We start from the raw sequence: 25,434 nt of genomic DNA on the forward strand, positions 1-25,434 counted from the left end.
TGGGTGCCTTAGCTTTCAGTGGAGGATACTGCCTGGCCGGCAAGGGAGGTGACGAGCTCCTGGAGCTGCTTCACACCCGCGGCGCGGTCGGCCAGGTGCAGCCGGAGGACGGGACGGCCGTGCTCGGACAGGACCTGGGCATCGCCCGCGGCCTGCGCCGAGATCAGCTCGCCGAACGTGAACGGCCGGTCCGGGATGGCCAGGTCAGCCGCGGATGCGGCCGTGACCTGCAGGAAAACGCCGATCGCGGGTCCGCCCTTGTGGAACTGGCCGGTGGAGTGCAGGAACCGCGGGCCCCAGCCAAAGGTGACCGGGCGTCCGCTGACCGCGGCCAGTTCGTCCCGGACGCCTTCGAAGCTGGCATAGGCCAGCCGGTCGAAATAGGCCTGGACGCTGAGGTAGTTGTCCGGGCCGAGTTCGCTGAGCAGGGCGCTGACAGCCTCAGCCGCGGTGCCGGCGTCACCGAGCCATTCCCCGCCGCGGACCTCGATCGCGCCGTCGGTGAAATTCGCCGGCGTCGGTGCGGGCTGTGCGTCCAGCAGGCCGCGGGCGGCGATCTTCGCTGCCTCGACGTCCGGCTGGTCGAACGGGTTGATGCCGAGCAGGCGGCCGGCCACGGCGGTGGCGAATTCCCACACCATCATCTGCGTGGCCAGGCCGCCGGCGATGGCGACCTCGTTCTCGCCGAGCTGCACGTCGGCATCCGCCGCGACGAGCCTGATGACCAGGACATCGGGGGCGCCCAGAGTGGCTTCCGGGGAGGCAGGACCGGCGACGACCGGCAGCACGCCTGTGCCGAGCTTGCCCGTGGATTCGGCGATGAGCTGCTCGGCCCAGTCGGCGAAGCCCACGATCCCGGATCCGTCCTCCGCGATGACGATCTTGTTGCGCAGCGGGCTGGTGCCGCCCAGGGCGGTGCCGAGAGCGAGGCCGATGTTGTCCTCCGAGTCCTCATTGAGGATCTCGGCGGCTTCTTCGGCCTCATCCAGGAAAGCCTGGATGTCGACGCCGGCCAGCCCGCACGGGACCAGCCCGAAGGCGGTCAGGGCCGAGAAACGGCCGCCGACGTTCGGATCTGCATTGAAGACGGCGCGGTAGCCCGCCTCCCGGGACGCCTTGTCCAGCGGCGACCCCGGGTCGGTGACGATGATGATGCGGCTCTTCGCATCGATCCCGGCATCGGTGAACGCCTGCTCGAAGATCCGGCGCTGCGAATCCGTTTCCACAGTGGAGCCGGACTTGGACGAAACCACGATCGCGGTTTCGTCCAGCCGGTCCGCCACCGCGGCACTGACCTGTTCGGGGTCGGTGCTGTCCAGAACAGTCAGCTCGACGCCAGCGGTGCCCGCAATGACTTCAGGCGCCAGCGAAGAACCGCCCATCCCGCAGAGGACGATCCGCGTTACGCCCTCGGCCTTCAGCGCGTCGCGGAGTTCGAGAATGTCGCCGACCAGCGGCTGGGAGACGGAAGCCGCCTCGACCCAGCCCAGCCGGACAGCGGATTCCTGCTCTGCTTCCGGACCCCACAGGGTGTGGTCCTTCGCGAAGATCCGGGTGGCAATGCGGTCTCCCAGCAGTGCCGGGAGGTGCTGCTCATGTGCCTGGTGGGCTGCGCCGGTGGCGTCGTAGCTGAGTGTGCTCATGGTGGGTTAGGAAGCCTTCCGTGCAGAGGCCAGGGCGCCTTCGACGTCGCCCAGCAGTTCCTTCCAGCTGGCCACGAACTTGTCCAGGCCTTCGGATTCGAGCAGGGCGACGACGTCGTTGTAGGAAATCCCCAGCGCGTCGAGGGAGTTCAGCGTGGCGTTGGCGTCGTCGTAGCCGCGGGTGACGGTGTCGCCCGTGACGGTGCCGTGGTCGAACGTCGCGTCGAGCGTCTTCTCCGGCATGGTGTTGACGACGCCGGGGGCAACGAGTTCGGTGACGTAGAGCGTGTCCGGGTAGGCCGGGTCCTTCACGCCGGTGGAGGCCCACAGGGGGCGCTGCGGCAGGGCGCCGGCCTCGGCCAGCAGTGCCCAGCGTTCGGTGGAGAAAAGCTCCTCGTAGACCTGGTAGGCCAGACGCGCGTTGGCCAGGCCGGCCTTGCCCTTGAGTGCCTTGGCTTCCTCGGTGCCGATGGCGTTGAGGCGCTTGTCGATTTCGGCATCGACGCGGGAGACGAAGAAGGACGCGACCGAGTGGATCGTGGACAGGTCGTGGCCGTTGTCCTTGGCCTGCTCGAGCCCGGACTGGAAAGCGTTGATCACGGCGCGGTAGCGTTCCAGCGAGAAGATCAGGGTCACGTTGACGCTGATGCCCTCGGCCAGGGTGGCGGTGATCGCCTCGAGGCCTTCGAGGGTGGCCGGGATCTTGATCAGGACGTTGTCCTTGTTGACCTTCTTGTACAGGTGCTTCGCTTCGGCGATGGTGCCGGCGGTGTCCCAGGCCAGGCGGGGGTCGACCTCGATGGAGACGCGGCCGTCGACGCCCTTGGTGGCCGCGGCGACCGGGGCGAACAGGTCGCAGGCGTCGGCGACGTCGGTGGTCGTGATTTCGAAGACGGTCTCTTCGACGGTGGCGCCGGCGGCGGCCTGGGCGGCGATCACGGCGTCGTAGTCGTGGCCGGCGGTGATGGCGGCGTGGAAGATCGACGGGTTGGTGGTGACACCAACGACGTTCTTCTCTTCGATCAGCTTGCGCAGGGTGCCTGTCTGCAGGCGGCCGCGGGAGAGGTCGTCGAGCCAGATCGAGACGCCGGCGTCGGAGAGCTGCTGGGTGGGGGTAGTCATTTCATAACTCCTGGAAATCATGGGTTCCGGGGGCACAGCGTCCCCCGGAACCGTGGTGGTGGATCAGTTGGTGAGGCCGGCGAGGGATTCCTTCGCGGCGGCGGCGACTGCTTCTGCCGTGATGCCGAATTCCTGGAAGAGGCGCTTGTAGTCCGCGGACGCGCCGAAGTGCTCCAGGGAGATGGAACGGCCGGCGTCGCCGACGAATTCCTTCCAGCCCAGGGCCAGTCCGGCTTCGACCGAGACGCGTGCCTTCACGGCCGGGGGCAGCACGGCGTCGCGGTAGGCGGCGTCCTGCTTGTTGAACCATTCCACGCAGGGCATGGACACCACACGGGTGGGGATGCCCTCCGCCTGCAGCGCTTCGCGGGCGTTGACGGCGAGCTGGACCTCGGAGCCGGTGCCGATCAGGATGACCTGGGCTTCGGCGGTGGAGCCGTCCTCCGACGCCTCGGCAAGGACGTAGCCGCCCTTCTCGACGCCGGCGGTGGAGCCGAAGGTGTCGCCGTCGGCGACGCCGGTGCCGCGGGCGTAGGTGGGGATGTTCTGCCGGGTCAGGACGATGCCGGCGGGGTTTTCGTGGTTTTCCAGCATGGCCTTCCAGGCCGCGGCGACCTCGTTTGCATCTCCCGGACGGACGACGTCCAGGCCCGGGATGGCGCGGAGGGAAGCGAGCTGCTCAACGGGCTGGTGCGTGGGGCCGTCCTCGCCCAGACCGATCGAGTCGTGCGTCCAGACATACAGCGACGGGACGCCCATGAGGGCGCCGAGCCGGATCGCGGGGCGCTGGTAGTCGGAGAAGATCAGGAAGGTTCCGGAGAAAGCCCGGGTGCGCCCGTGCAGGGAGATGCCGTTCACGATCGACGCCGCGGCGTGCTCGCGGATGCCGAAGTGCAGGACCCGGCCGTAGGGGTTGCCCTTCCACGCCGCGGTGGACCGGGACGTCGGGATGAATGAGGGCGAGCCCTCGATCGTGGTGTTGTTCGACTCCGCGAGGTCGGCGGAGCCGCCCCAGAGTTCGGGCATGACCGGGCCGATCGCGTTCAGGACCTTCCCGGAGGCGGCCCGGGTGGAGACGTCCTTGCCGGCTTCGAAGACCGGCAGGGCCGCTTCGAAGTCGCCCGGGAGCTTCTTCGCTTCGACGCGTTCCAGCAGTGCAGCGGACTCGGGGTTGCCGGCCTGCCACGCCTCGAACGAGGCCTGCCAGTCGGCGCGGGCGGCCGCGCCGCGGTCCTGCACGGCACGGGCGTGGGCCAGGACGTCCTCGTCGACCTGGAAGGCGCGTTCCGGGTCGAAGCCCAGGACCTTCTTCAGGGCTGCGACTTCCTCAGCGCCGAGGGCGGAGCCGTGGATCTTGCCGGTGTTCTGCTTCTTCGGCGCCGGGTACCCGATGATGGTCCGCAGGGAGATGATGGAGGGCTTGCCGGTTTCGGCCTTCGCGGCGAGCAGTGCGGCGTGCAATTCCTGGACGTCTTCGACGTATTCGCCGGTCCGGGTCCAGTCGACCCGCTGGGTGTGCCAGCCGTAGGCCTCGTAGCGGGCCAGGACGTCCTCGGTGAACGCCACATCCGTGTCGTCCTCGATCGAGATGTGGTTCTCGTCGTAGATCACCACGAGGTTGCCCAGTTCCTGGTGACCGGCGAGTGAGGACGCCTCGGAGGTGACGCCTTCCTGCAGGTCGCCGTCGGAGGCGATCACCCAGACGGTGTGGTCGAACGGGCTCGTGCCGGCGGGAGCGTCGGCGTCGAACAGGCCGCGCATCCGGCGCTGGGAATAGGCGAAGCCGACCGCGGACGCCAGGCCCTGGCCCAGCGGGCCGGTGGTGATCTCCACGCCCTTGGTGTGCTTGTACTCCGGGTGGCCCGGGGTCAGCGAGCCCCAGGTCCGCAGCGCCTCCAGGTCCTTCAGTTCCAGGCCGTAGCCGGAGAGGAACAGCTGGATGTACAGGGTCAGGGACGTGTGCCCGGGGGACAGGACGAACCGGTCGCGGCCCAGCCAGTCCGGATTCGCCGGGTCGTGGCGCATCAGCTTCTGGAACAACAAATAAGCGGCCGGAGCCAGGCTCATCGCCGTCCCCGGGTGGCCGTTTCCGACCTTCTCCACCGCATCCGCGGCCAGCACCCGGACGGTGTCCACCGCGCGCTGGTCCAAGTCAGTCCATGACAGTTCTTGCTCTTCCAAATGTGGCACGAAAACCGGGCCCCTCTCTGTGCTGACGGCCGGCGGTACGTTCTTTTCCCGCCCGGGCACAGTTCGGTGCCCGCTGCGGTTCGTACCAGCCGTTCACCATCGAAACGTTGATCTATCATTCAGACGCAGATGCAGAGCCGCGTGTTCCGGCAAGTGCCTAAATGCGTGCCCGTGTGCGCTGATCTAATGACAGCCTAGTCCCATTCCACTTTGTGGTCAGCGTATATCTCACCAATTGGACCTGATTTCGCTTATATGAATCACCGTCCGCCGCGGCGCCGGTGAGCCGGCGTTAACGCGCCGGAATCATGGCGCGGCGTTCGGCGGCCGTCCGGCCCGGAGCTCCACGGTATGATGGGTGGTGGCCTTCGACTGGGGCAAGGACACGGGTGTGCGCCGAGCGCGGAGCCCGGTCTGCAGCACAGTGCGTTGCGAAATCCACCCGGGGCTGCCCAGCCAGACAGAACTGCACAGCCAGACAGAACAGAGTGACTGCCACCGTGAGCACAACTAATACGCCGCTGAACGCCTCCCCGGCCTCGGGAAGAATGGGCTTCGGCCGCAAAGCCAAGGCCTACCTGGCGCTCACGAAACCCCGCGTGATCGAGCTCCTGCTCGTCAGCACGCTGCCCACCATGATCTATGCCGAACGCGGCTTCCCGTCGATCGGCCTGATCCTCGCGACGCTGGTGGGCGGCGCGTTCGCGGCAGGTTCCGCCGGCGCCTTCAACTGTTACATCGACCGCGACATCGACAAGCTCATGCACCGCACGGAGAACCGGCCCCTGGTCACCGGTGAGGTCACACCCCGCGAAGCCCTCATCTTCTCCTGGCTGCTGGGCGCGGCGGCGATCGCCATCCTCTGGTTCGGGGCCAACCCGCTCGCCGCGTGGCTCGGGCTCGGCGCCATCGTCTTCTACGTGGTCATCTACACCATGATCCTGAAGCGGCGCACGGCCCAGAACATTGTTTGGGGCGGCGCCGCCGGGTGCTTCCCGGTCCTGATCGCCTGGGCCGCCGTCACCGACACCGTCGAGTGGCCCGCCGTCGTGCTGTTCATGGTGATTTTCCTCTGGACCCCGCCGCACTATTGGCCGCTGTCGATGCGCTACGGCGAGGACTACCGCAACGCCAACGTGCCGATGCTGGGCGCCATCGCCGGTGCGAAGGTGGTGTCGGTGCAGGTGGTCCTCTACGCCTGGGCCATGGTGGCGTGTTCGCTGCTGATGATCCCGGCCGGTGGTGCCGGCTGGGTCTACACGGTGACCGCCGTCGGCGCCGGTGCCTGGTTCCTGTACGAGTCGCACGCCCTGTACAACCGCGCCCAGGCCGGCGACGTTTCCAACAAGGGAGCCATGAAGGTCTTCCACGGCTCCATCAGCTACCTGACCCTGCTCTTCATTGCCCTGGCCGTCGACCCGTTCGTCGGCTCGGCCGTCATGGGCGGCTGATTCCCCCGTTCATCTGCCTGACGCTCCCTCACCACTGGTGGGGGAGCGTCAGCTGTATCAGGGGGACGGTCCTTTTCGGTCCCGGGGTATCCTTACGAACCGGCCAAGCGACACAACCCCAGGGGGAGCCCGTGATCAACCGCAGCGACGTACTTCAGGCGCAGAACCGCATCAGTGGCCACGTGCGGCGCACACCGTTGCTCCGCGGGGGTACCGCTGCCGCCCCGCTGTGGTTCAAATGTGAGTTCCTGCAGCACACGGGCGTCTTCAAGGCCCGCGGCGCCTTCAACCGCCAGCTCGCCGCCCGGGAGCGCGGGGAGCTGGACCCGGCCGTCGGCGTGGTGGCGGCGTCAGGCGGCAACGCGGGTTTGGCGAACGCGTACGCCGCCGCGGCCCTCGGTGTGCCGGCGACGGTGTTCGTCCCGGAGAACGCCCCGCGGGTAAAGGTCGAGCGTCTCCTCGCGTACAACGCCACGGTCCGGCAGGTCGGCGCCGAGTACGCGGAGGCGTTCGCGGCCGCAATGCACTACGTGGAAGATACCGGCGCCCTGTTCTGCCATGCGTACGACCAGCTGGAAATCGCGGCAGGCGCGGGCACCCTGGCCGAGGAAATGCTTGAGGACGAGCCCGGCATCGACACGATCGTCGTCGCCGTCGGCGGCGGCGGACTCTATGCGGGCGTGGCGGCAGCTGCCGAGGGCCGGGCCCGCATCGTCGCGGTCGAGCCCTTCACCATCCCCACGCTGCACGCGGCCCTCGACGCCGGCCGCCCGGTCGATGTGGCGGTTTCGGGCGTCGCCGCGGATTCCCTCGGGGCCAGGCGCGTGGGTGGGATCGCCTTCAGCATCGCCTCACGCGTCCCGCCGGCCTCTGTGCTGGTGGACGACGCCGCCATCGTCGCCGCACGGTCACAATTGTGGAGCGATTACCGGATCCCCGCCGAATACGGGGCTGCGGCTGCGTTCGCGGCGCTCACGTCAGGGGCTTACACACCCGCCGAAGGGGAACGCGTCGCGGTGATCGTCTGCGGGGCTAACACCGACGCCTGCACGCTGGAGAACGACCCGCGCAGCGACTGAAGGGTGCCGACTGAACTCTGCCGACTGAAGTGTGCCAACTGAACTCTGGCGACTAACCGTGCCGACTAACCGTGCCGGGAAGCGGCGCTGACGGCCTGCTGCCGGTCCGGATGGTAGCGCGCAGAATAGTGCTGGTCGAAGCGGGTCCGCGCGATCCGCCCGAGCCGTTCGACGGTGTGCCAGCTGATGACCGCAATGACCAGGGTCACCACGATGGCCGACACCGCAATGAGCGGCGGCAGATCGGCCGTGGAGCCGCCGTTGAGCCAGAGAATGACGGCGTAGTTCCAGAGGTACGCGGCGTAGGAGACGGTGCCCAGCAGCTGCACCGGGCGCGTCCACTTCGGCATCACTGCGGTTCGGGAGGCGGCCAGTGCGACCAGGACGGCCGCGGCGGCCATGGCCAGCGGGCCGCCAATGAACATGAAGGCCGGCGTTTCGTTGGCCTTCGGGAAGTAGATCAGCGCGGCCAGGACGGTGACGGAACCGAGCAGGGCCGCACGCCTGAGCCAGCGGCCGGTGAACCAGTTGAACACATGGACCCTGTACAACCGCAGGGCCGAACCGATGATCAGGCCCAGGCCCCACGTGGTCGGCAGCGCGTAGACCAGCGAGTGAAGTTGCGGGGCCAGGGTCACCATTGCCAGCACACTGGCCGACATGAGGAACAGCGCGACGGCGGCGGACCAGCCAATCAGCCGTCCCTGGCGGTTGCGCCGCAGCGCGAGCACCAGCAGCGCGGGCCAGATCAGGTAGAACTGTTCTTCCACCGCCAGCGTCCAGAGCGGTCCGATCGCCATGCTGACGTCGAACGGCAGGGGGAGGTCTTTGAGGTAGCCAAGACCGGCTAGGACCGTGTAGCCCACGATTCCCTTGGACCGGTCACCGAGGACGTCGGTGGCCAATTCGACGATCGCGTATACGCCCAGGAGAGAGACCAGTGCCGGCACCAGCCGGAAGGCCCTGTGCGCATAGAAGCGTCCGTAACGAATTTTTCGGTGCCGTTCGATATCGCCGACCAGCACGTTGGTGATCAGGTAACCGCTCAACACGAAGAAGGCAATGACACCCACGATGCCGGCGCCCTGGAATATGCCGGGCCAGGAATGTCCGAGCAGGACCGCGCCCACGGCGGCACCGCGAAGAACGTCCAGGCCGTCCAGCCGCGGGCGCTTTGCAGTATGTTGGACCGTCTGTGCGGGCCTTTCGCGGACTAGTAACGCCACATATCCTCCGGTGCCTCTGTCTGGCCGGTTCCGATTCCAGCTGCATCAAGGCAAAACCGCGCCGTCCGTCTATCCATGGATGCGATTGCGGCGCCAGTTCTGCGCCCTATCCAGTATTCCCGCCCTGGCTGGACGAAACCTGACGCCAGCTCTGTGGCTGCCCGGCTCTGCGGCTGCCCAGCTAAAGGGCGGGCCCGAAAAGGGGCCACAGCATCCAGTATTCCGAAATCTTTCCCGTTTGGACAAGTGACTGGCCAGTAACCTGGCGTCGAGGGGGACGCCTTAAGGCTTCTTTAGAGATTGTGGGCCACCAGCTCCAGCCCGATTACCAGCAGGCTTAACACGACTTCGGCGAACATGATGGCGGCCTTGTGACGGAGCGGGATCTCGAGGCGGCGGATCGCGAGGAACCCGACGATGCCGAGCGAGACAACCAGAACAGCGACTGCCCACCCGAGGGCAACGGCCGTCGACCACAGACCAAGGCCGGCTGCCGTGAGGAGGAGCAGCGGGGTGACCAGGACGCCGAGGCCGCCCGCGCTGACCGTGATCATGTGGTGCAGCTCGTCGCCGGTGGGGAGCTTCGAATGAACAGTCAGGTGGCTCAGGAGGTCGGCGACGAAAATCCCCAGCAGGGAGCCGATCACCACGATGCTGAGCGTCGCCGCCGCTGCCAGCGGCGTGGTCTCGTCCGCGTGACTCCGAAGCGCCAGCACCACGGCCAGGCTCGTGAAGATGATGTACACGCGTTCTTTGAGGCTCGCCGCGCGCTGGCGGGCTGAGGGTGAAGGAGGCACGGTCGGTTCTGTCGCTTGCATCAGAGAAGGCCTTCCGGTCAGCGTCACGGGAACGAACGAGGAAAACCCACGGCCGCGACGATCCATGTCCATGCCATCCCATAGTCCACCCGGAAATCCCGTCAAGGCCAGCCCCCGGGAGGTGAATGCGGTACTGGTCATTGTTGCCGCAGCGCCCGTACGAGTGCCCAGACAGCAACAGACAGCAAACGCGGGGCCACTTACGGCCCGTCCGGGCGTGCCGGAAGGGCCGTAAGCGACCCCGCGATGCTTTTGTTCAGGGTGCTGCGGCTGGTTAGTCCACCGGGTTAATCCACCGGGCTGTAGCGGGCGAGGTCTGCGGCGTTGGTCGCCGCGCTCATCAGCAGCGCCGCCGCCAGCATGTGAGCGCCGACGAGCAGCGCCGGGATGCCGTTGTAGTACTGCGTGAAGCCGATTGTGGCCTGCAGCACCGTGACGCCCAGGAGCATGAACACCGAGGAGCGGAACGGCCCCTGAATCCGGCCGCGGACCACCAGGACCAACGCGAACAGCGCGCCGGCGGTCACCAGGTAGGCGGGCACGGCGTGGATGTGCGCGAACAGGTCCCAGTCGAGGTCGTTGCGCGGGGCGTTCGCGTCCCCGGCATGCGGACCGGCGCCGGTCACTACCACACCGAGGCAGACCGCGACGGCCGAGAGGACCGCGACGGCGGTCATCACCGGGCGGGCAACGCCCGGCAGGGCGGGAAGCTGCACGGTCCGGGCCTTGCCCGTGCGGTCGTAGGCCCGGTTCACCAGAAGGGTCGCGAGGACCACGAGGGCCATGGACACGAGGAAGTGCAGGCCCACGACCCACGGGTTCAGCTGGGTCAGCACCGTTATGCCGCCGATGACGGCCTGGGCCGGGATGCTTGCGAGCAGGCCGAGGGCCAGCAGGAAGAGGTCGCGGCGCTCCTTGCGGAGGTTCCACAGATAGACCAGCATCATCACGGCGACGGCCGCCAGCGCAAACGTCAGGAGCCGGTTGCCGAATTCGATGATTCCGTGGATCCCCATTTCCGGGGTGGTCGCCAGGGATCCCTCCGTGCAGCGCGGCCACGTGGGACAGCCAAGGCCCGAGGCCGTCAGGCGGACGGCGCCGCCGGTCACCACCAGGACGATCTGGCCAATGAGGGACAGCACGGCCAGCCGCCTGACCGTCTTATCGACGCGGACCGGCAGCCGGGAGGTGATTCCGGAGACAATCCGGGGAGTTCGTGACGCCGTGCTCACAGTTTTCTCAATTCCACTTAAACCAACGGGTTGCTGCGCCGCCGGCGATCGCCGTCCAGAGCAGCAGGACAAGAACGGCGGCACCATTGACGCTGCCGTACAGGAAAGCATCCCTCAGCGCCTGGCCCAGCGCGCCGGAGGGGAGGAAATGCACCACGGCCTGGGCCAGCGCCGGGATCCGTTCGGCCGGAATCACGATTCCGCCCAGCGCGCCAAGCAGGATCCAGAGCAGGTTGGTGATGGCCAGGGTCGCCTCCGGCCGCACTGTCCCGGCGACCAGCAGCCCGAGTGCCGTGAAAGCGGCGGCGCCGAGCACCAGGATGGCCAGCCCGGGCAGCCAGCCCGCGGGATTGGGCTGCCAGCCCAGCAGCAGGGCCACGGCGGTCACGATGAGCACCTGCAGGAACAGCACCGCCAGGACGGCCAGGACCTTCCCCGCAATCAGGCCGGTGCGGCCCAGGGGTGTCGTGGAAAGAAAGCGCAGGACGCCGTAGCGGCGGTCGAAGCCGGTGGAGATGCCCTGCCCGGTGAAGGCTGTGGACATGGCGCACAGTGCCAGGATGCCGGGGACGGCGACATTGATGCGGCTCGAACCGAGTCCGTCCAGCAGGGGAGTCACGGTCAGGCCGACCATGGCCAGCAGCGGCAGCACTATCGCGAGGATCAGCTGCTCGCCGTTCCTGAGCATGGTGACTGTCTCGTACTGCCCCTGCAGCAGGATGCGGCGCAGCAGGGACGCGGGGGCGCTGCCATGTGCGGCGGGGGGCGCGCCGGCACGGCGTGCGCTCTCCAGCGGGGCGCCACCAGTTACGCGGGTCATCGGATCTCCCTTCCGGAGATGTCCAGGAAGACGTCCTCGAGGCTGCGCGCTTCAAGGCTCAGGGAGCTGGGCATGATCCCGCGCTGGGCCCACCACGCGGTGATCGCGGCGAGGTCGGCGGGGGTCAGGGCTCCGGTCACGGCGTAACTGCCGGCCCGCGCCTCGGTGACGTCGACGCCGTCGGGCAGCACGCCGGCGAAGTCCAGGCCGGGTTCGGTTTCGAACAACAAGGTGCGGATGTGCTGCGATGCGTCGCCGGCCGGGAGCTGGTGGCGCAGGAGCTGGGCGACGGTGCCCTCGGCGACGTTGCGGCCGGCGTCGATGATGTAGACGTAGTCCGCCAGCCGCTGGGCGTCGTCCATCAGGTGCGTCGTCAGGATGATGCCCATGCCGCTGTTCCGCAGTTCGGAGATGAGATCGAAGACCATTTGGCGGGACTGCGGGTCGAGGCCCGCGCTGGGCTCGTCGAGGAACAGGACCTCCGGATTGCCGACCAGCGCCGCGGCCAGGGCGAGGCGCTGTTTCTGGCCGCCGGACAGGCGCCGCACGTTGGTGCGGCTGAAGGAGTCGATGCCCAGGCGGCCGATGAGTTCATCCACCGGCCACGGGTCCTGGTACATGCCGGCGATGTGCCGCAGCAGGGGGATGGGCCGGGCCGACGGCGGCAGGCCGCCGTCCTGCAGCATCACGCCCACCCGGGCACGGAGGCCCGCGCCGGCCGAATCCGGATCGTGGCCGAGTAGGCTGATGGCGCCGGCGGTGCGCTTTTGCAGCCCCTGGGCGCATTCGATGGTGGTGGTCTTGCCCGCGCCATTGGCGCCGAGCAGGGCCGTGACTTGGCCGCGTTCGGCGATGAGGGAAAGGCCGCTGACCACGCGCAGCATCTTGCCGTCGAGGGTGGGCAGTGGACCAACATCCTTGACAAGCCCGCTGATGGTCAATACGGGGGATTCGGGAGATCGCACCACAGCATTCTACGCGATGTAGTACGTCGGCCCCCCGGCGGGGCGGTCCCGCAGGCAAGCCATGCCTTACTGGAATGCCGGACTAAATTACGACATGATTGTGTTGTGTATTCCATGAGCGCCCCTGTGTCCGGAACTACGGTGTCCGGAGCCGCTGTGTCCGGAGCCGCTGCGTCCGCAGTCCCGTCCGGGCGCGGCGCCGCGCGCGTCAGGCCTGCCCGGGCACACGTGGCTGCCGTTCCGGACGCCGTTACCGCGGCGGCCGGCACCCACACGCACGACGCCGAAGAGCGCACGCGCGACCGCGTCCTGAACGCGGTGCTGGAACACGGACCCATCAGCGCAGCCGAACTTGGCGACCTCCTGGGCTTCACTCCGGCCGCCGTGCGCCGCCACCTGGACCACCTCGCGCGCACCGGCGTGATTGAGGTCAAGCGGGTTGCCCGCGCCGGTGCCGGCGCCGGACGGCCCGCCCGCCGCTACGTCCTGAGCTCCCAGGGCCAGTCGAACCTGGGCAACGACTACCTCGACATCGCCTCCGTGGCGCTGCGCCGGCTCGGCGAGGCGGCCGGCCCCGAGGCAGTGCGGCAGTTCGCCGTCGAGCGGTTCGCCGACATGGAGCGCCGCTACGCGCCGGAGATCGAGCAGGCAGGACCGGACATCACGGCCCGCGCCCAGGCTCTCTCCGCGGCGCTGAGCCGCGACGGGTTCGTCGCCTCGGCGCAGTCGATCGAAGCCAAGGCCCCGCTCCCGGCGGCGCTCTCCAGCGTCCAGCTCTGCCAGGGGCACTGCCCCATCCAGCACCTGGCTGCCCAGTTCCCCGTGTTCTGCGACGTGGAGACCGACGTGTTCTCCCGGCTGGTCGGCGTCGATGTGCGCCGGCTGTCCACCCTGGCGCGCGGCGGGCACGTCTGCACCACCCACATACCTACGGGCCGTCCGGCCGCCGTCGGGACTCCCAGTCCCGCCGCACCGGTCAACCCGGACGAAGTATCCAACCATCTCCAAGAAAGGCCGTGATGACGGACCAACTATCAGAGAAGAAGGTTGCTGGCTCTACTGTGATTTCGGAGATTCTGGAAAAGAATCCCGAGCTCCACGGAATTGGCACCTATGAGTACGGCTGGGCCGACAAGAACGACGTCGGGGCCAACGCCCGCCGCGGCATCGACGAAGACGTTGTTCGCGATATTTCGGCCAAGAAGAACGAGCCGGAATGGATGCTCGACCTCCGGCTCAAGGGCCTGAAGTACTTCGACCGCAAGCCCATGCCCACCTGGGGCGCGGACCTGTCCGGCATCGACTTCGACAACATCAAGTACTTCGTGCGCTCCACCGAGAAGCAGGCCGCCACCTGGGAAGACCTGCCCGAGGACATCCGGAACACCTACGAGAAGCTGGGCATCCCGGAAGCCGAGCGCAGCCGCCTCGTCTCCGGCGTCGCCGCCCAGTACGAGTCTGAAGTGGTCTACCACCAGATCCGCGAGGACCTGGAAGCCCAGGGCGTCATCTTCCTGGACACCGACACCGCGCTGCGCGAGCACCCGGAGATCTTCCAGGAGTACTTCGGCACCATCATCCCGGTGGGCGATAACAAGTTCGCGTCGCTGAACACGGCCGTCTGGTCCGGCGGTTCCTTCGTGTACGTGCCCAAGGGCGTCCACGTGGACATCCCGCTGCAGGCCTACTTCCGCATCAACACGGAAAACATGGGCCAGTTCGAGCGCACGCTGATCATCGCCGACGAGGACTCCTACGTCCACTACATCGAAGGCTGCACCGCGCCGATCTACACCTCGGACTCGCTGCACTCCGCCGTCGTGGAAATCATCGTGAAGAAGGGCGCCCGCGTCCGCTACACGACCATCCAGAACTGGTCCACCAACGTGTACAACCTGGTGACCAAGCGCGCCATCTGCGAAGAGGGCGCCACCATGGAGTGGATCGATGGCAACATCGGCTCCAAGGTCACCATGAAGTACCCGGCCGTCTACCTCGTGGGCGAAGGCGCCAAGGGCGAGACCCTGTCCATCGCGTTCGCCGGCGAAGGCCAGCACCAGGACACCGGCTCCAAGATGGTCCACATCGCGCCCAACACCAAGAGCTCGATCATCTCCAAGTCCGTGGCCCGCGGCGGCGGCCGTGCTGCCTACCGCGGCCTGGTCCAGGTCCGCGAAGGCGCCAAGCACTCGGCCAACACGGTCCGCTGCGACGCCCTCCTGGTGGACACCATCAGCCGGTCGGATACCTACCCGTACATTGACATCCGCGAGGACGACGTCACGATGGGCCACGAGGCCACGGTCTCGCGGGTCAGCGAGGAGCAGTTGTTTTACCTGATGTCCCGCGGCATGCGCGAAGACGAGGCCATGGCGATGATCGTCCGCGGCTTCATCGAGCCGATTGCCCGCGAACTGCCGATGGAATACGCCCTCGAGCTGAACCGACTGATTGAACTGCAGATGGAAGGATCGGTCGGTTAATGACTGACATCACTACTGAAAAGGCCCGCATCGGCGCGCCCTCAGCCCAGCCGTTCATCAACGGCTTCACAGAGGAAGGCGAAAGCCTCTCACCGCTGAACGCCGCGGAGTCCAAGGCGCCGCTGGCCGGCGAGGCCGTCAAGCGTCACTCGCACGGCGGCGGTGTCGGCGTACCGGACAGCTCACGCGCCGGCCGCCTGACCTCCTACAAGCTGGCGGACTTCAAACCGCTGACCGGCATGGAGGAGGACTGGCGCTTCACCCCGCTCAAGCGCCTCCGCGGCCTGCACACCCAGGTCCTCACCGGTGCGGCGCCGGCCGTGAGCGTCACCGCTCCGGACAGCGTCCGGGTCGAGACCGTCGGCCGTGACGACCGCCGGATCGGCTCCGCCGCCATCCCCGAGGACCGCGTCTCCGCGAACGCCTGGGAGAACTTCGCCGAGGCCACTGTCATCACGGTCCCGTCCGAGGTCGAGGTGGAGGGCGAGGTCAGCGTGCTGCTGACCGGCCAGGGCACCGAAGCTTCCGCACAGCACGTCGTGATCGTCGCGGAACGGTTCTCCAAGTCCGTCGTCGTCCTGGACCACCAGGGCACCGCCGTCGTCTCGGAAAACATCGAAATCCTCGTTGAGGAGGGCGCGCAGCTGACCGTCATCTCGCTCCAGGAATGGAACGACGACGCCGTCCACGCTTCCTCCCAGCAGGCGAAGCTCGGCCGCGACGCGAAGTTCAAGCACATTGTGGTCAGCCTCGGCGGCGACCTCGTGCGCGTCACGCCCTCGGCACGCTTCACCGCCCCGGGCGCCGAAGTGGAACTGTTCGGCCTGTACTTCGCCGACGCCGGCCAGCACCTCGAGCAGCGCCTGTTCGTGGACCACGCCGTGGCCAACTGCAAGTCCAACGTCCTGTACAAGGGCGCCCTGCAGGGCCGCAACGCGCACACCGTGTGGGTCGGTGACGTTCTGATCCGCAAGGAAGCAGAAGGCACCGACACCTACGAGGCCAACCGCAACCTGGTCCTGACCGACGGTGCCCGCGCCGATTCCGTGCCGAACCTTGAGATTGAGACCGGCCTGATCGCCGGCGCCGGCCACGCCAGCGCCACCGGACGATTCGATGATCAGCACCTGTTCTACCTGATGGCCCGTGGCATCCCGGAAGAGGTGGCCCGCCGCCTGGTGGTCCGCGGGTTCCTGAACGAGATCATCCAGAAGATCAATGTTCCGGCCATCGAAGAGCGCCTCACGGAAGCCGTCGAGCGCGAACTCGCGGCGACCAACCACTAGTGCGCAGCACCAGAGAACACGGACGACATCAATGACTGAACAGCCAAAGGGCGAGCTAGTCTGCAACGCCAGCGAGATCCAACTCAAGCAGGCGCTGCGGATCCTGATCGACGACTACCCGGTGGCGATCGTGAAGGACTCGATGGGGGAGATCCACGCCATCGGCGACACCTGCTCGCACGCGGACATCTCCCTCTCCGAAGGAGAAGTCGAAGGCTGCAAGATCGAGTGCTGGGGCCACGGCTCCCAGTTCGACCTGCGCAGCGGCGAGCCACTCCAGCTGCCGGCCTATGATCCCGTTCCCGTGTTTGCCGTGACCGTCCTGGATGACGAGGTCTACGTGGACTTCACCAACGTCCTGAACGGCGCCGAGGCTCCCACCTTCAGCTAGCTGCCTGCAGCCGGCATCCCGCACAAGAAAACTTATCGCCAAGAAAACGCACAGTGCCGAGGGCACGGTGCAGAGGAGAACAAGACACATGTCGACTCTTGAGATCAAGGACCTGCACGTCAGCATTGACACCGAGCAGGGCACCAAGGAAATCCTGAAGGGCGTCAGCCTGACCATCAGGACCGGCGAGACGCACGCCATCATGGGCCCCAACGGCTCCGGCAAGTCCACGCTGGCGTCCACCATCGCCGGGCACCCGCGCTACAACGTCACCTCCGGCACGATCACCCTCGACGGTGAAGACGTCCTCGCCATGAGCGTCGACGAGCGCGCCCGCGCCGGCCTGTTCCTGGCCATGCAGTACCCCGTCGAGGTCCCGGGCGTGAGCATGACCAACTTCCTGCGCACCGCCAAGACAGCGATCGACGGCGAAGCCCCCAAGCTGCGCACGTGGACCAAGGACGTCAAGGCCGCCATGGCGCAGCTGCGCATCGACGCCGACTTCACCCAGCGCAACGTCAACGAAGGCTTTTCCGGCGGCGAGAAGAAGCGCGTCGAGATCCTCCAGCTCGAGCTCTTCAAGCCGAAGTTCGCCATCCTCGACGAGACCGACTCCGGCCTGGACGTCGACGCGCTCAAGGTTGTCTCCGAGGGCGTCAACCGCGCCCACGGCGAAGGCAACATGGGCACCCTGCTCATCACGCACTACACCCGGATCCTGCGCTACATCAAGCCGGACTTCGTGCACGTGTTCGTCGATGGCCAGGTTGTGGAAGAGGGCGGCCCGGAGCTCGCCGACCGCCTCGAAGACGAAGGCTACGACCGCTACGCCACCGGCGCAGGGGCGGCCACCATCGCTGCCGCCTCGGCTGCAGCCCAGGCGTAGTTAGGACTCCGCAATGACCGAACTCAATGTGGCCCGAACGGGCCTCGAGGATGTCGAAGAGGCGCTCAAGGATGTGATCGACCCGGAACTCGGGGTGAACATCGTCGATCTGGGCCTGCTCTACGGTCTGAAATACTCCGACGACGACGGCGCCCTGCTGATCGACATGACGCTCACCACCGCCGCATGCCCGCTCACCGACGTGATCGAGGAGCAGGTCGGCAAGGCCCTGGACGGGATCGTCGACGATTGGCGGCTCAACTGGGTGTGGATGCCGCCATGGGGTCCGGAACGGATCACCGAGGACGGCCGCGACCAGATGCGCGCCCTGGGCTTCAACATCTAGATCCGCACCACAGCTTTACCGCACGTCCGGGCCGGCATGGCCCGGGCGTGAACGACGGCGGCCCCACCTCATTGAGGCGCCACGCCACAGCCGCGGCCCTCCGATGCCGGCAAGGACTTCGTGGTTGTCGAGGACAGCGGCGAGTTCTCCTACTACAGCTCCCGGGAAGCCCTGCTGGCCGACTTCGAATATGTCGGCGAAGCTCCGTGCATCATGGACCGCAGCGCCGCCACGTTCCGCCTGGAGCTGGACGAGAACCGCCACCTGCGCATGGGACCGCCCCTGGGATCGGTGGAGTTCCACTGGCTGCGCCAGGCCCTCGCCGAGGCGCGCGATGTGCATCCCGAGTCCCACCGGCTGCAGCGGGTCGACCCCGTCGGGCTCGCCGGGCTCGTGGCCGGACTGTTCGAGACGCTGCAGCTGGAACGCGGAACCGATGCTGAGCTGGGGCTTTGGAGCCTGGACATCGACGGTCTGGCGACGCGGCGCAATGCGCTGGCCGACGTCGACCGCCTCCTGGCCGGAAACGACCGCCTGGACTCGGTCCTGGTGACCGACCCCTTCGGGCACCAGTACCGGCCCGTGTGGCACGCTAAGCACCGGCACCTGGGCCACGCCGGATTCCTCAGCTATGTCGAGGTCCCGGTCCGGCGCCGGCCGCGCGGGTGAGGCCTCGGGTGTAGGCCAGAGAGTCGGGACCAGAGGGCTGGGACCAGGGGGGCTGGGGCTAAGGCGTTGCCACCGCGAATGTGTCGCACTTGTTGATGTCCCCGGTGGTGTACCCCTGGTAGAACCACTTCTGCCGCTGGGCACTTGACCCGTGGGTCCATGCCTCCGGTGAGACGCGGCCCGTGGCGGCCTTCTGGATACGGTCATCACCGACGGCCGAGGCCGCCGACAGGGCGTCCTTCACGTCCTGGTCAGTGAAGGGGTCGAGATAGGGCTGGCCGGTCTTGGGATCCGCCTGCGTTGTTGCATAGTGGGCCCACAGCCCCGCGTAACAGTCGGCCTGGAGCTCAACCCGGACACCCCCGGAACCGGGTCCCTGCGGATCCTGTTGCGCCCGGTCGAGGTCGCCAAGCAGGTTCTGGACGTGGTGGCCGAATTCGTGGGCCACCACATATTCCTGCGCCAGGGGGCCGCCGGAGGAGCCAAACCGGTCCACCAGCTCCTGGAAGAAGCCGGGATCGAAGTATGCCGTGGTGTCGACGGGGCAGTAGAACGGCCCCACGTCCGAGGTGGCGGCGCCGCAGCCGGTGTTGGTTCCGCCGGTGAAGATCACCGCCTTCGGCCGCGGGTACTTAGTGTTGTACTGGGCCAGGTAGGCCGGCCAGAAGGCGTTCAGACTGTTGACCGTTCCGGTGATCCTGCAGTCGAGGCGGGCGTCGGCGTCGGCGCCGGTCTGGCAGGCGGGGGCAGAGCCCTGGCTCTGCGTCTGGGGCTCCTGGACGGTGCCGGCCAGACCCTCGAGAAGCTGGGGATTGATGCCAAAGAGGGCTGCCAGCAGGAGGATGATGCCGCCGCCGATCCCGCCGCCGATCATCGGGCCGCGGCCCATCCCGCGACGGTCCTGGACTTGTGACGGGTCCAGCGGGGCGTTGTCGTTAAAGCTCATGGAGTCACAATATCCCGCACACGCAGCCGCGGCGCCCGGCAACGCTAAAGTTGGTTCGATGCCTTTTCTCGACAGACTCCAGCGCTGGGCCGATGACCGTCCCGACGAGACAGCCGTCGTCGTGGCCGGAGACCACCTCAGCTGGTCCGGCCTGCGGGACAAAGCGGCGGCCCTGGTGCCCTCGGCACCGGCCATCACCGTGCTGTCCGAACAAAATTCAACCCACTTCGCCGTAGCGTTCGCCGCGGCCGTCGCTGGTGAGCGGCAGTGCGCCGTGTTGGACCCGGCCTGGCCCCAGCAACTCCAGGACGGCATCACCGCCTGCATCGCCGGGTCGGAAACGCGTCCGGCGCGTGCAGTTCCCGGGCCGGGGACCGGGCTCGCCGACGGGCCGCCGGAGACCTCGTTCCTGGTCGGTCTGACGTCCGGCACCACCTCGGTGCCCAAAGCGTTCACCCGCTCGCGGCGGTCCTGGCAGGAATCCTTCGAGGCCTCCATTGAATTCTTCGCACTGACGCAGGACGACAAGTCCCTGGCTCCCGGACCGCTCGCGGCAAGCCTAAACCTCTATGCCCTCGCCGAATGCCTGTACGCCGGCGCCGAGTTCCACAGCCTGGACCACTTCGATGTCGGCGCCGCCCACGCGGCCGTCAGCCACGACGGCATCACCCGCCTGGTCCTGGTGCCCACCATGCTCCGGCTGCTCAGCGAGCGGGGCCTGGCCGGCGGTGTCGATGCCTCCGGCATCCGCAGCATCATCTGCGCCGGTTCCAAGCTGGACGCCCGGACGCTGGAGGCGGCCCGGCGCTGGGCCCCCAACGCGACCATTTTCGAGTACTACGGCGCCTCCGAGCTTAGCTTCGTCTCGGGCGCCGGGTTGCGTCCGGGCGAGCCCGTCGAGCCTGGCGGGACCGGCATCGGAAAGCCCTTTCCCGGCGTCGAAATCCGCATCCTCGACGACGACGGCGCCGAACTCCAGGACGGCAGCGACGGCAACATCTGCGTCCGCAGCGGCATGGTCAGCAACGGCTACCTGTGGGGTGACGACGGCCAGGCGCTGCGCTGTTTCGACGGCTGGTACACCGTGGGGGACCAGGGCTACCTCTCCGACGGGACCCTGCACATGCTGGGCCGCCGCTCCGACATGATCATCACCGCCGGCACCAACGTCTACCCGCATGAGGTTGAGATGGCGCTGGCCTCCGTCCCGGGCGTCGCGGCGGCCGTGGCGGCCGGCATGCTTGACGATCTTCGCGGCCAGCGCGTCGTGGCCGGCGTCGTGCCCTCGCACGGAGCGGTCACCGCCACCCAGCTGCGGTCCGGGATCGACGATGTGCTGGCCCGGAACAAGCGCCCCCTGGAGTACTTCGTGCTGACGGAGCTGCCCCTGACGGACCGCGGCAAAATCAGCCGGCAGCTGCTGCTGGACTGGGTGGCGCGGAACGATCCCAGGATCCGGCGTCTTGGCTGAGCCGCGCGCGGGCAGCGGGCCGGCAGCACCCGGGCAGCCGCTCCGCGGAACGTCGTTCCCCCGGCGGTCTGTTCCCGGGCTGTCTTTCCCGGGGCTGCTGCCTGAGGACAGGCAGCCGGTCATCATCGCCGCGCGCCGGACGCCGCTGTGCCGCGCCAACGGGGCACTGAAGAAGCTCCGCGCCCACGAACTCCTGGCTCCGGTGCTCCGCAGCCTGCTCGCCGATGCCGGCGACGGCACCGGGGAATCCGTGACCGACGTCGTGATCGGCAACGCCGTGGGCGGCGGCGGAAACGTGGCCCGGCTCGCCGCGCTGGAGGCAGGCCTGCCGGTCACCGTCCCCGGCGTCACCGTGGACCGGCAATGCGGCTCCGGTCTGGACGCGATCGTCCTGGCCTCCCGGCTGGTCGCGGCGGGCGGCGGCGGCCTGTACCTCGCGGGCGGCGTCGAGAGCATCAGCACGGCTCCGCTCCGCGCCCACCGCAACGACGACGGCAGCCCGGACTTTTACAGCCGGGCCCAGTTCGCTCCACTGAGCTTCGGCGACCCCGACATGGGGGTGGCGGCCGAAAACGTCGCCGCCCGCTTCGGCATCAGCCGGGAACGCCAGGACGCTTTCGCGCTCCGCAGCCACCAACGTGCCCTGGCAGCCGCGGCCGCCGGGACGTTCGACGCCGAAATCGTGCCCCTCGCCGCCGGCTCCGGCGAGTCCGCGGCAGCCGACGACGGGCCGAGGCCGAGTCTTGGCCCGGCCCTGATGGCCCGTTTTCCGCCCGTTTTTGCCAGCGGCGGCACGGTCACGGCCGGTAACTCCTGCTTCGACGCCGACGGTGCCGCCGCCGTCGTTGTCACGTCCATGGAGCGGGCCCGGCAGCTGGGCGCCGCCGACGGGCTGCTCGTCCTGGGAACCGACACTGCCGGAGTGGCGCCGCAGCTGCTGGGCATCGGCGCGGCCGCGGCGGCCCAACGGCTCCTGGCGGCGCACGGACTGAGTGCCGCGGACGTGGGCCTGGTGGAATTCAACGAGGCCTTCGCGGCCCAGACGCTCGCGTGCTTTGACCAGCTGGGAATCGACCCGGACCGGGCCAACCTCGACGGCGGCGCCCTGGCCCTCGGTCACGCCTATGGAGCCTCGGGCGCGGTACTGGTCACCCGGCTGCTCGCACAGGCCCGCAGGTCCCCGGAGCCGGGGCAGCTTGCCTTGGCAATGATCAGCATCGCAGGCGGCATGGGCACGGCCGCGCTGCTGGGGTACGCGCGCTTCGACTAGCCCATTGGGGGGACATGCCCATTTTTGACCGCGCAGAGCCATCGCGGGGGGCATGTCCATGCCTGGGCTCGAGGAACGGACATATGGGCCACATGTCCACTGGCGGCGCGCAGGGGAGGGCATGTCCCTCTGCCGTGGCCTCGGGAAGGGACATGCCCATTGTTGGGCACGAGGAGCAGGCACGTGGCGGCGGTGAGGCCCCGCCTAGTAGACCGACCCTTCCAAGAGTTCTGAGAGTCGGCCGGCGGCGCGCCGGAGTTCAGGAACGCCGGCCTCGAGGCCGGCTTCGGTGGCTGACTCAACGGGGCTGGTTAGTGCCATGGACTCACTGGGGCGTCGGGTTCCGTTCGGCACAGCGACAGCGACCGACAGCACGCCGGTAGCACGCTCATCAGCCGAATACGCGTAATCGACGCCGGGCTCAGGCAGGCGTGCGCGGAGCTCGTCGGCAGTAAATGTACTCTCCTCATGGCCGGATGCGACGGCCGCGGCTACCACTTGCCCGAGTTCCGTATCGGAAACGGTGGCCAGCAGGATCTTCCCGGCCGCTCCGACGGTGAGGGGGAGACGCTTACCCAACGGCAGGTCATAGCGGAGGGGCGAGTCGCCGTCGACACGTGCGACGAGGATCCTTTCAAAGCCCAGCCTGGTGTACAGCGAGGCCGTGAGTCCCGTCTGGGAGGCCACCTGTTGGAGGATCGGCCGCGCGGCAACCACGAGGGGGTCGTTCTCCAAGTAGCTCCGGGCCGCGGGCAGGACCGCGGGGCCGATCCGGTAGGACTTGTCCGTCTGGCTGACCATGCCGAAATCCTGAAGGACCCGCAGGATCCGCAACGTCGTCGGCAGGCTCATGCCGCAGGTCCTGGCCAGGTCACTGAGGCGCTGGGGCCGCTCCGCACGCTGGAGTTCGGCGAAAACCTCCATCGACCTGGACAGGGAGCGCATGTTCCCGGCCTTGGGGCCGCCCTCTTCAGCGGAGCCGGCCGAATGTGTCGAAGTCACTGTCATTGTTTCATTCTATGTAACTGCACTGCGCTTGACAGCGTTTGTGTCTCCTGTCACTATTTCTTCAGACGAAATGTTCTTTCATTCTATGAAATAGAATATCGCAACGTAAGAAGGAAACGATGACAACGGAGTCACTACTGACTAAACCCGAGCGCGCCATCCGCGTCGCTCCGTCGGTGCTTGCGGGCATCGGCACGTTCGCCGCCGTCGGCGTCTATGTTCTGGCCAGTTCGGTCGGCCTCGGCCTGTGGACGTCGTTGGGGCCAGGTCCCGGCCTGTTCCCGTTCGCCATGGGAGGGGTGCTGGTCGCGATGTCGGCGCTCTGGCTGGTCCAGGAGCTGCGCCGGCCGAGCGAGAGGGCCGAGGGGATCGACAGGGGTCTGGTGATCGCGGTCGTGGTCAGCCTTGTGCTCCTGGCGTCCGTCATGGATTTGCTGGGCTTTCAGTTGAGCATGTTCCTGTTCCTGCTCTATCACCTGAAACTGCGGGGCCGCCGGACGTGGGTGTCCTCCCTGATCATCGCCCTTGCCGGAAGCGTCGGTGCGTTCTATGCCTTCAACTACGGGTTGAACGTCGCACTCCCCGTCTCGGCATTCGCTCCGCTGAACTGATCGGACTCTAGACGTGGACACACTCAACGAACTGCTCGGCGGCTTCGCAGCCGCCATGACCTGGCAAAATCTGATCTTCGCCTTCCTGGGCTGCCTGCTGGGCACCATCATTGGGGTCCTTCCCGGAGTTGGCCCGGTGGCCGGTGTAGCCCTGCTCATCCCGCTCACTTTGAACCTGGACCCCACCGGTTCGATCATCATGCTGTGTGCCATTTTCTACGGCACCCAGTACGGCGGAACCATCACCAGCGTTCTTTTGAACACTCCGGGTGAGGCGTCGTCGGCGATCACCACCATCGACGGTTACGCGATGACCAAGGTCGGCAGGGCCGGTGCGGCGCTGACCCTGGCCGCAGTGGGTTCCTTCGTCGGCGGAACCATCGCCACCATCGGACTGGTCGCTGCTGCTAAGCCCCTTGGCGAACTGGGCCTGCTCGTCGGTCCGCCGGAGTTCTTCGCCCTCATGGTCGTCGGCATCTCCCTGCTGGTCGCCCTGGCTGGCAAATCCATGGTCAAGGCCCTGATCTCCGGAGCCCTGGGCCTGCTGATCTCCATGGTCGGCATCGACCCCGTTGCGGGTGCCCCGCGCTTCACCTTCGGGATGGACCGGCTCCTGGACGGCGTTAGTTTCGTGGCCGTCATTGTCGGCGTCTTCGGGCTCTCCGAAATCCTGTCCCACCGCAAGAACGCGGAGACTCCGTTGGTTCATGCCCCCGGACTCCGCTCACTGCTCCCCACCCGGACGGAATGGCGCCGCAGCGCCCCCGCCATGGCCCGGGGCACGGGAGTCGGTTTCGGACTCGGCCTCATTCCCGGCATGACCGGATCGGTGTCGTCCCTGCTGTCCTATGCCGCGGAAAAGAAGTTTTCGCGCTTCCGCAATCAACTCGGCAAGGGTGCAGTAGAAGGCGTGGCCGGTCCGGAAACAGCCAACAACGCCCACGCCAATGCCGCCCTGATCCCGCTCTTTACCCTCGGCATCCCGGCATCCCCGACCATCGCCGTGCTGATGGGCGCGTTCCTGCAGCAGGGCCTGACTCCCGGACCCAGCCTCTTCACCGAACACTCCGACATCGCCTGGGCCATCATCGCCAGCCTCTTCATCGGAAACGTGCTGCTGCTGCTGCTCAACGTCCCCCTGGTCGGCCTCTGGACCTCCATTCTGCGCGTCCCCACGCCGATCCTGACCGCCCTGATCCTGCTGTTCATGGTCATCGGCGCCTACACCATCAACTTCAGCGTGTTCGACGTCTTCGTCATGATCGGGTTCGGTCTCCTCGGCCTGGCCCTGCGGAACCTGGACATCCCGTTGGCACCGATGGTCCTCACACTGGTGCTGGGCCCGCTGATGGAGCGATCACTCCGCGAATCCCTGGAAATCTCCCAAGGTGACTTCAGCGTGTTCGTCAACCGCCCCATCTCCGCGGTGCTGATCGGCCTTGGCGTGCTGATCATCTGCAGCCCGCTGCTCAAGTTCCGCAAACCCAAGGCACTCACCGAGGACCCCGAAGCCTGACCCTC

General features: G+C 67.5%; 23 protein-coding genes. 13 read left to right on the forward strand and 10 right to left on the reverse strand.

Annotation, left to right across the window (positions count from 1 at the left end; translation table 11 throughout):
• Positions 1-8 precede the first annotated feature (8 nt).
• The 3 genes from AC1D0A_RS02385 to tkt form a co-directional block, all read right to left on the reverse strand.
• Positions 9-1,643, reverse strand: a complete 1,635-nt coding sequence (locus AC1D0A_RS02385) for a glucose-6-phosphate isomerase (RefSeq protein WP_243177722.1) — start codon at positions 1,641-1,643, stop codon at positions 9-11.
• Between the two features lie 6 nt (positions 1,644-1,649).
• On the reverse strand, positions 1,650-2,765 hold the full coding sequence (gene tal / locus AC1D0A_RS02390) for a transaldolase (RefSeq protein WP_243177721.1): 1,116 nt from the start codon (positions 2,763-2,765) through the stop codon (positions 1,650-1,652).
• Between the two features lie 63 nt (positions 2,766-2,828).
• Positions 2,829-4,946, reverse strand: a complete 2,118-nt coding sequence (gene tkt / locus AC1D0A_RS02395; RefSeq protein ID WP_243177719.1) for a transketolase — start codon at positions 4,944-4,946, stop codon at positions 2,829-2,831.
• Between the two features lie 497 nt (positions 4,947-5,443).
• On the opposite strand from tkt, the gene AC1D0A_RS02400 reads away from it, so the two are divergent.
• Positions 5,444-6,406, forward strand: coding sequence for a heme o synthase (locus AC1D0A_RS02400; protein ID WP_243177717.1), 963 nt, complete (start codon positions 5,444-5,446; stop codon positions 6,404-6,406).
• A 131-nt stretch (positions 6,407-6,537) separates the two neighbouring features.
• Entirely contained in the window at positions 6,538-7,485 is a 948-nt protein-coding gene (locus AC1D0A_RS02405) for a threonine/serine dehydratase (RefSeq protein ID WP_476945109.1), read from the forward strand.
• 65 nt (positions 7,486-7,550) lie between these two features.
• Here AC1D0A_RS02405 and AC1D0A_RS02410 read toward each other — a convergent pair whose 3' ends face one another.
• From AC1D0A_RS02410 to AC1D0A_RS02430, 5 genes are all read right to left on the reverse strand, one after another.
• Positions 7,551-8,711: an acyltransferase family protein gene (locus tag AC1D0A_RS02410; RefSeq protein ID WP_476945110.1), complete on the reverse strand. Its 1,161-nt coding sequence runs from the start codon at positions 8,709-8,711 to the stop codon at positions 7,551-7,553.
• Between the two features lie 293 nt (positions 8,712-9,004).
• The gene (locus AC1D0A_RS02415) at positions 9,005-9,508 is read right to left on the reverse strand and encodes a hypothetical protein (RefSeq protein WP_476945111.1); all 504 of its coding nucleotides are present in this window, start codon (positions 9,506-9,508) and stop codon (positions 9,005-9,007) included.
• A gap of 308 nt (positions 9,509-9,816) precedes the next feature.
• Positions 9,817-10,761, reverse strand: coding sequence for a COX15/CtaA family protein (locus AC1D0A_RS02420; protein ID WP_243177709.1), 945 nt, complete (start codon positions 10,759-10,761; stop codon positions 9,817-9,819).
• A gap of 7 nt (positions 10,762-10,768) precedes the next feature.
• Complete coding sequence (locus AC1D0A_RS02425; RefSeq protein ID WP_243177707.1) at positions 10,769-11,581, reverse strand: ABC transporter permease; 813 nt, start codon at positions 11,579-11,581, stop codon at positions 10,769-10,771.
• A complete protein-coding gene (locus tag AC1D0A_RS02430) occupies positions 11,578-12,546 on the reverse strand; it encodes an ABC transporter ATP-binding protein (protein ID WP_028275511.1) in 969 nt (322 codons plus the stop codon). The genes AC1D0A_RS02425 and AC1D0A_RS02430 overlap by 4 nt, the downstream gene beginning before the upstream one ends.
• Positions 12,547-12,660: 114 nt before the next feature.
• Here AC1D0A_RS02430 and AC1D0A_RS02435 point away from each other — a divergent pair, with 114 nt between their 5' ends.
• The 7 genes from AC1D0A_RS02435 (at position 12,661) to AC1D0A_RS02465 (ending at position 18,607) form a co-directional block, all read left to right on the forward strand.
• Positions 12,661-13,566 (forward strand): helix-turn-helix transcriptional regulator, encoded by a 906-nt coding sequence (locus AC1D0A_RS02435; protein WP_476945112.1) that lies wholly within the window; start codon positions 12,661-12,663, stop codon positions 13,564-13,566.
• On the forward strand, positions 13,566-15,029 hold the full coding sequence (gene sufB / locus AC1D0A_RS02440) for a Fe-S cluster assembly protein SufB (protein WP_459384802.1): 1,464 nt from the start codon (positions 13,566-13,568) through the stop codon (positions 15,027-15,029). Before AC1D0A_RS02435 ends, sufB begins: the two co-directional genes overlap by 1 nt.
• On the forward strand, positions 15,029-16,315 hold the full coding sequence (sufD, locus tag AC1D0A_RS02445) for a Fe-S cluster assembly protein SufD (protein ID WP_476944081.1): 1,287 nt from the start codon (positions 15,029-15,031) through the stop codon (positions 16,313-16,315). The genes sufB and sufD overlap by 1 nt, the downstream gene beginning before the upstream one ends.
• Before the next feature lie 31 nt (positions 16,316-16,346).
• Positions 16,347-16,706, forward strand: a complete 360-nt coding sequence (locus tag AC1D0A_RS02450) for a non-heme iron oxygenase ferredoxin subunit (RefSeq protein ID WP_028275514.1) — start codon at positions 16,347-16,349, stop codon at positions 16,704-16,706.
• Positions 16,707-16,794: 88 nt separating this feature from the next.
• A complete protein-coding gene (sufC, locus tag AC1D0A_RS02455; protein ID WP_026537381.1) occupies positions 16,795-17,592 on the forward strand; it encodes a Fe-S cluster assembly ATPase SufC in 798 nt (265 codons plus the stop codon).
• Positions 17,593-17,605: 13 nt separating this feature from the next.
• Positions 17,606-17,938: a metal-sulfur cluster assembly factor gene (locus tag AC1D0A_RS02460; RefSeq protein WP_018772973.1), complete on the forward strand. Its 333-nt coding sequence runs from the start codon at positions 17,606-17,608 to the stop codon at positions 17,936-17,938.
• A gap of 120 nt (positions 17,939-18,058) precedes the next feature.
• Positions 18,059-18,607: a hypothetical protein gene (locus tag AC1D0A_RS02465; protein ID WP_476945113.1), complete on the forward strand. Its 549-nt coding sequence runs from the start codon at positions 18,059-18,061 to the stop codon at positions 18,605-18,607.
• A 58-nt stretch (positions 18,608-18,665) separates the two neighbouring features.
• On the opposite strand, the gene ypfJ is transcribed toward AC1D0A_RS02465, so the two are convergent.
• A complete protein-coding gene (gene ypfJ / locus AC1D0A_RS02470) occupies positions 18,666-19,553 on the reverse strand; it encodes a KPN_02809 family neutral zinc metallopeptidase (protein WP_459384799.1) in 888 nt (295 codons plus the stop codon).
• A 58-nt stretch (positions 19,554-19,611) separates the two neighbouring features.
• Between ypfJ and AC1D0A_RS02475 the strand changes: the two genes are divergently transcribed.
• Positions 19,612-21,024, forward strand: coding sequence for a class I adenylate-forming enzyme family protein (locus AC1D0A_RS02475; protein WP_476945114.1), 1,413 nt, complete (start codon positions 19,612-19,614; stop codon positions 21,022-21,024).
• A gap of 79 nt (positions 21,025-21,103) precedes the next feature.
• Entirely contained in the window at positions 21,104-22,294 is a 1,191-nt protein-coding gene (locus AC1D0A_RS02480; RefSeq protein WP_476945248.1) for a thiolase family protein, read from the forward strand.
• Between the two features lie 204 nt (positions 22,295-22,498).
• On the opposite strand, the gene AC1D0A_RS02485 is transcribed toward AC1D0A_RS02480, so the two are convergent.
• Complete coding sequence (locus AC1D0A_RS02485; protein ID WP_243177695.1) at positions 22,499-23,302, reverse strand: IclR family transcriptional regulator; 804 nt, start codon at positions 23,300-23,302, stop codon at positions 22,499-22,501.
• A 119-nt stretch (positions 23,303-23,421) separates the two neighbouring features.
• Here AC1D0A_RS02485 and AC1D0A_RS02490 point away from each other — a divergent pair, with 119 nt between their 5' ends.
• On the forward strand, positions 23,422-23,913 hold the full coding sequence (locus AC1D0A_RS02490) for a tripartite tricarboxylate transporter TctB family protein (protein ID WP_243177693.1): 492 nt from the start codon (positions 23,422-23,424) through the stop codon (positions 23,911-23,913).
• Positions 23,914-23,926: 13 nt separating this feature from the next.
• A complete protein-coding gene (locus AC1D0A_RS02495) occupies positions 23,927-25,429 on the forward strand; it encodes a tripartite tricarboxylate transporter permease (RefSeq protein WP_243177691.1) in 1,503 nt (500 codons plus the stop codon).
• The last annotated feature ends 5 nt before the right edge of the window (positions 25,430-25,434 follow it).

The organism is Arthrobacter sp. P1_D4 (assembly GCF_056406115.1).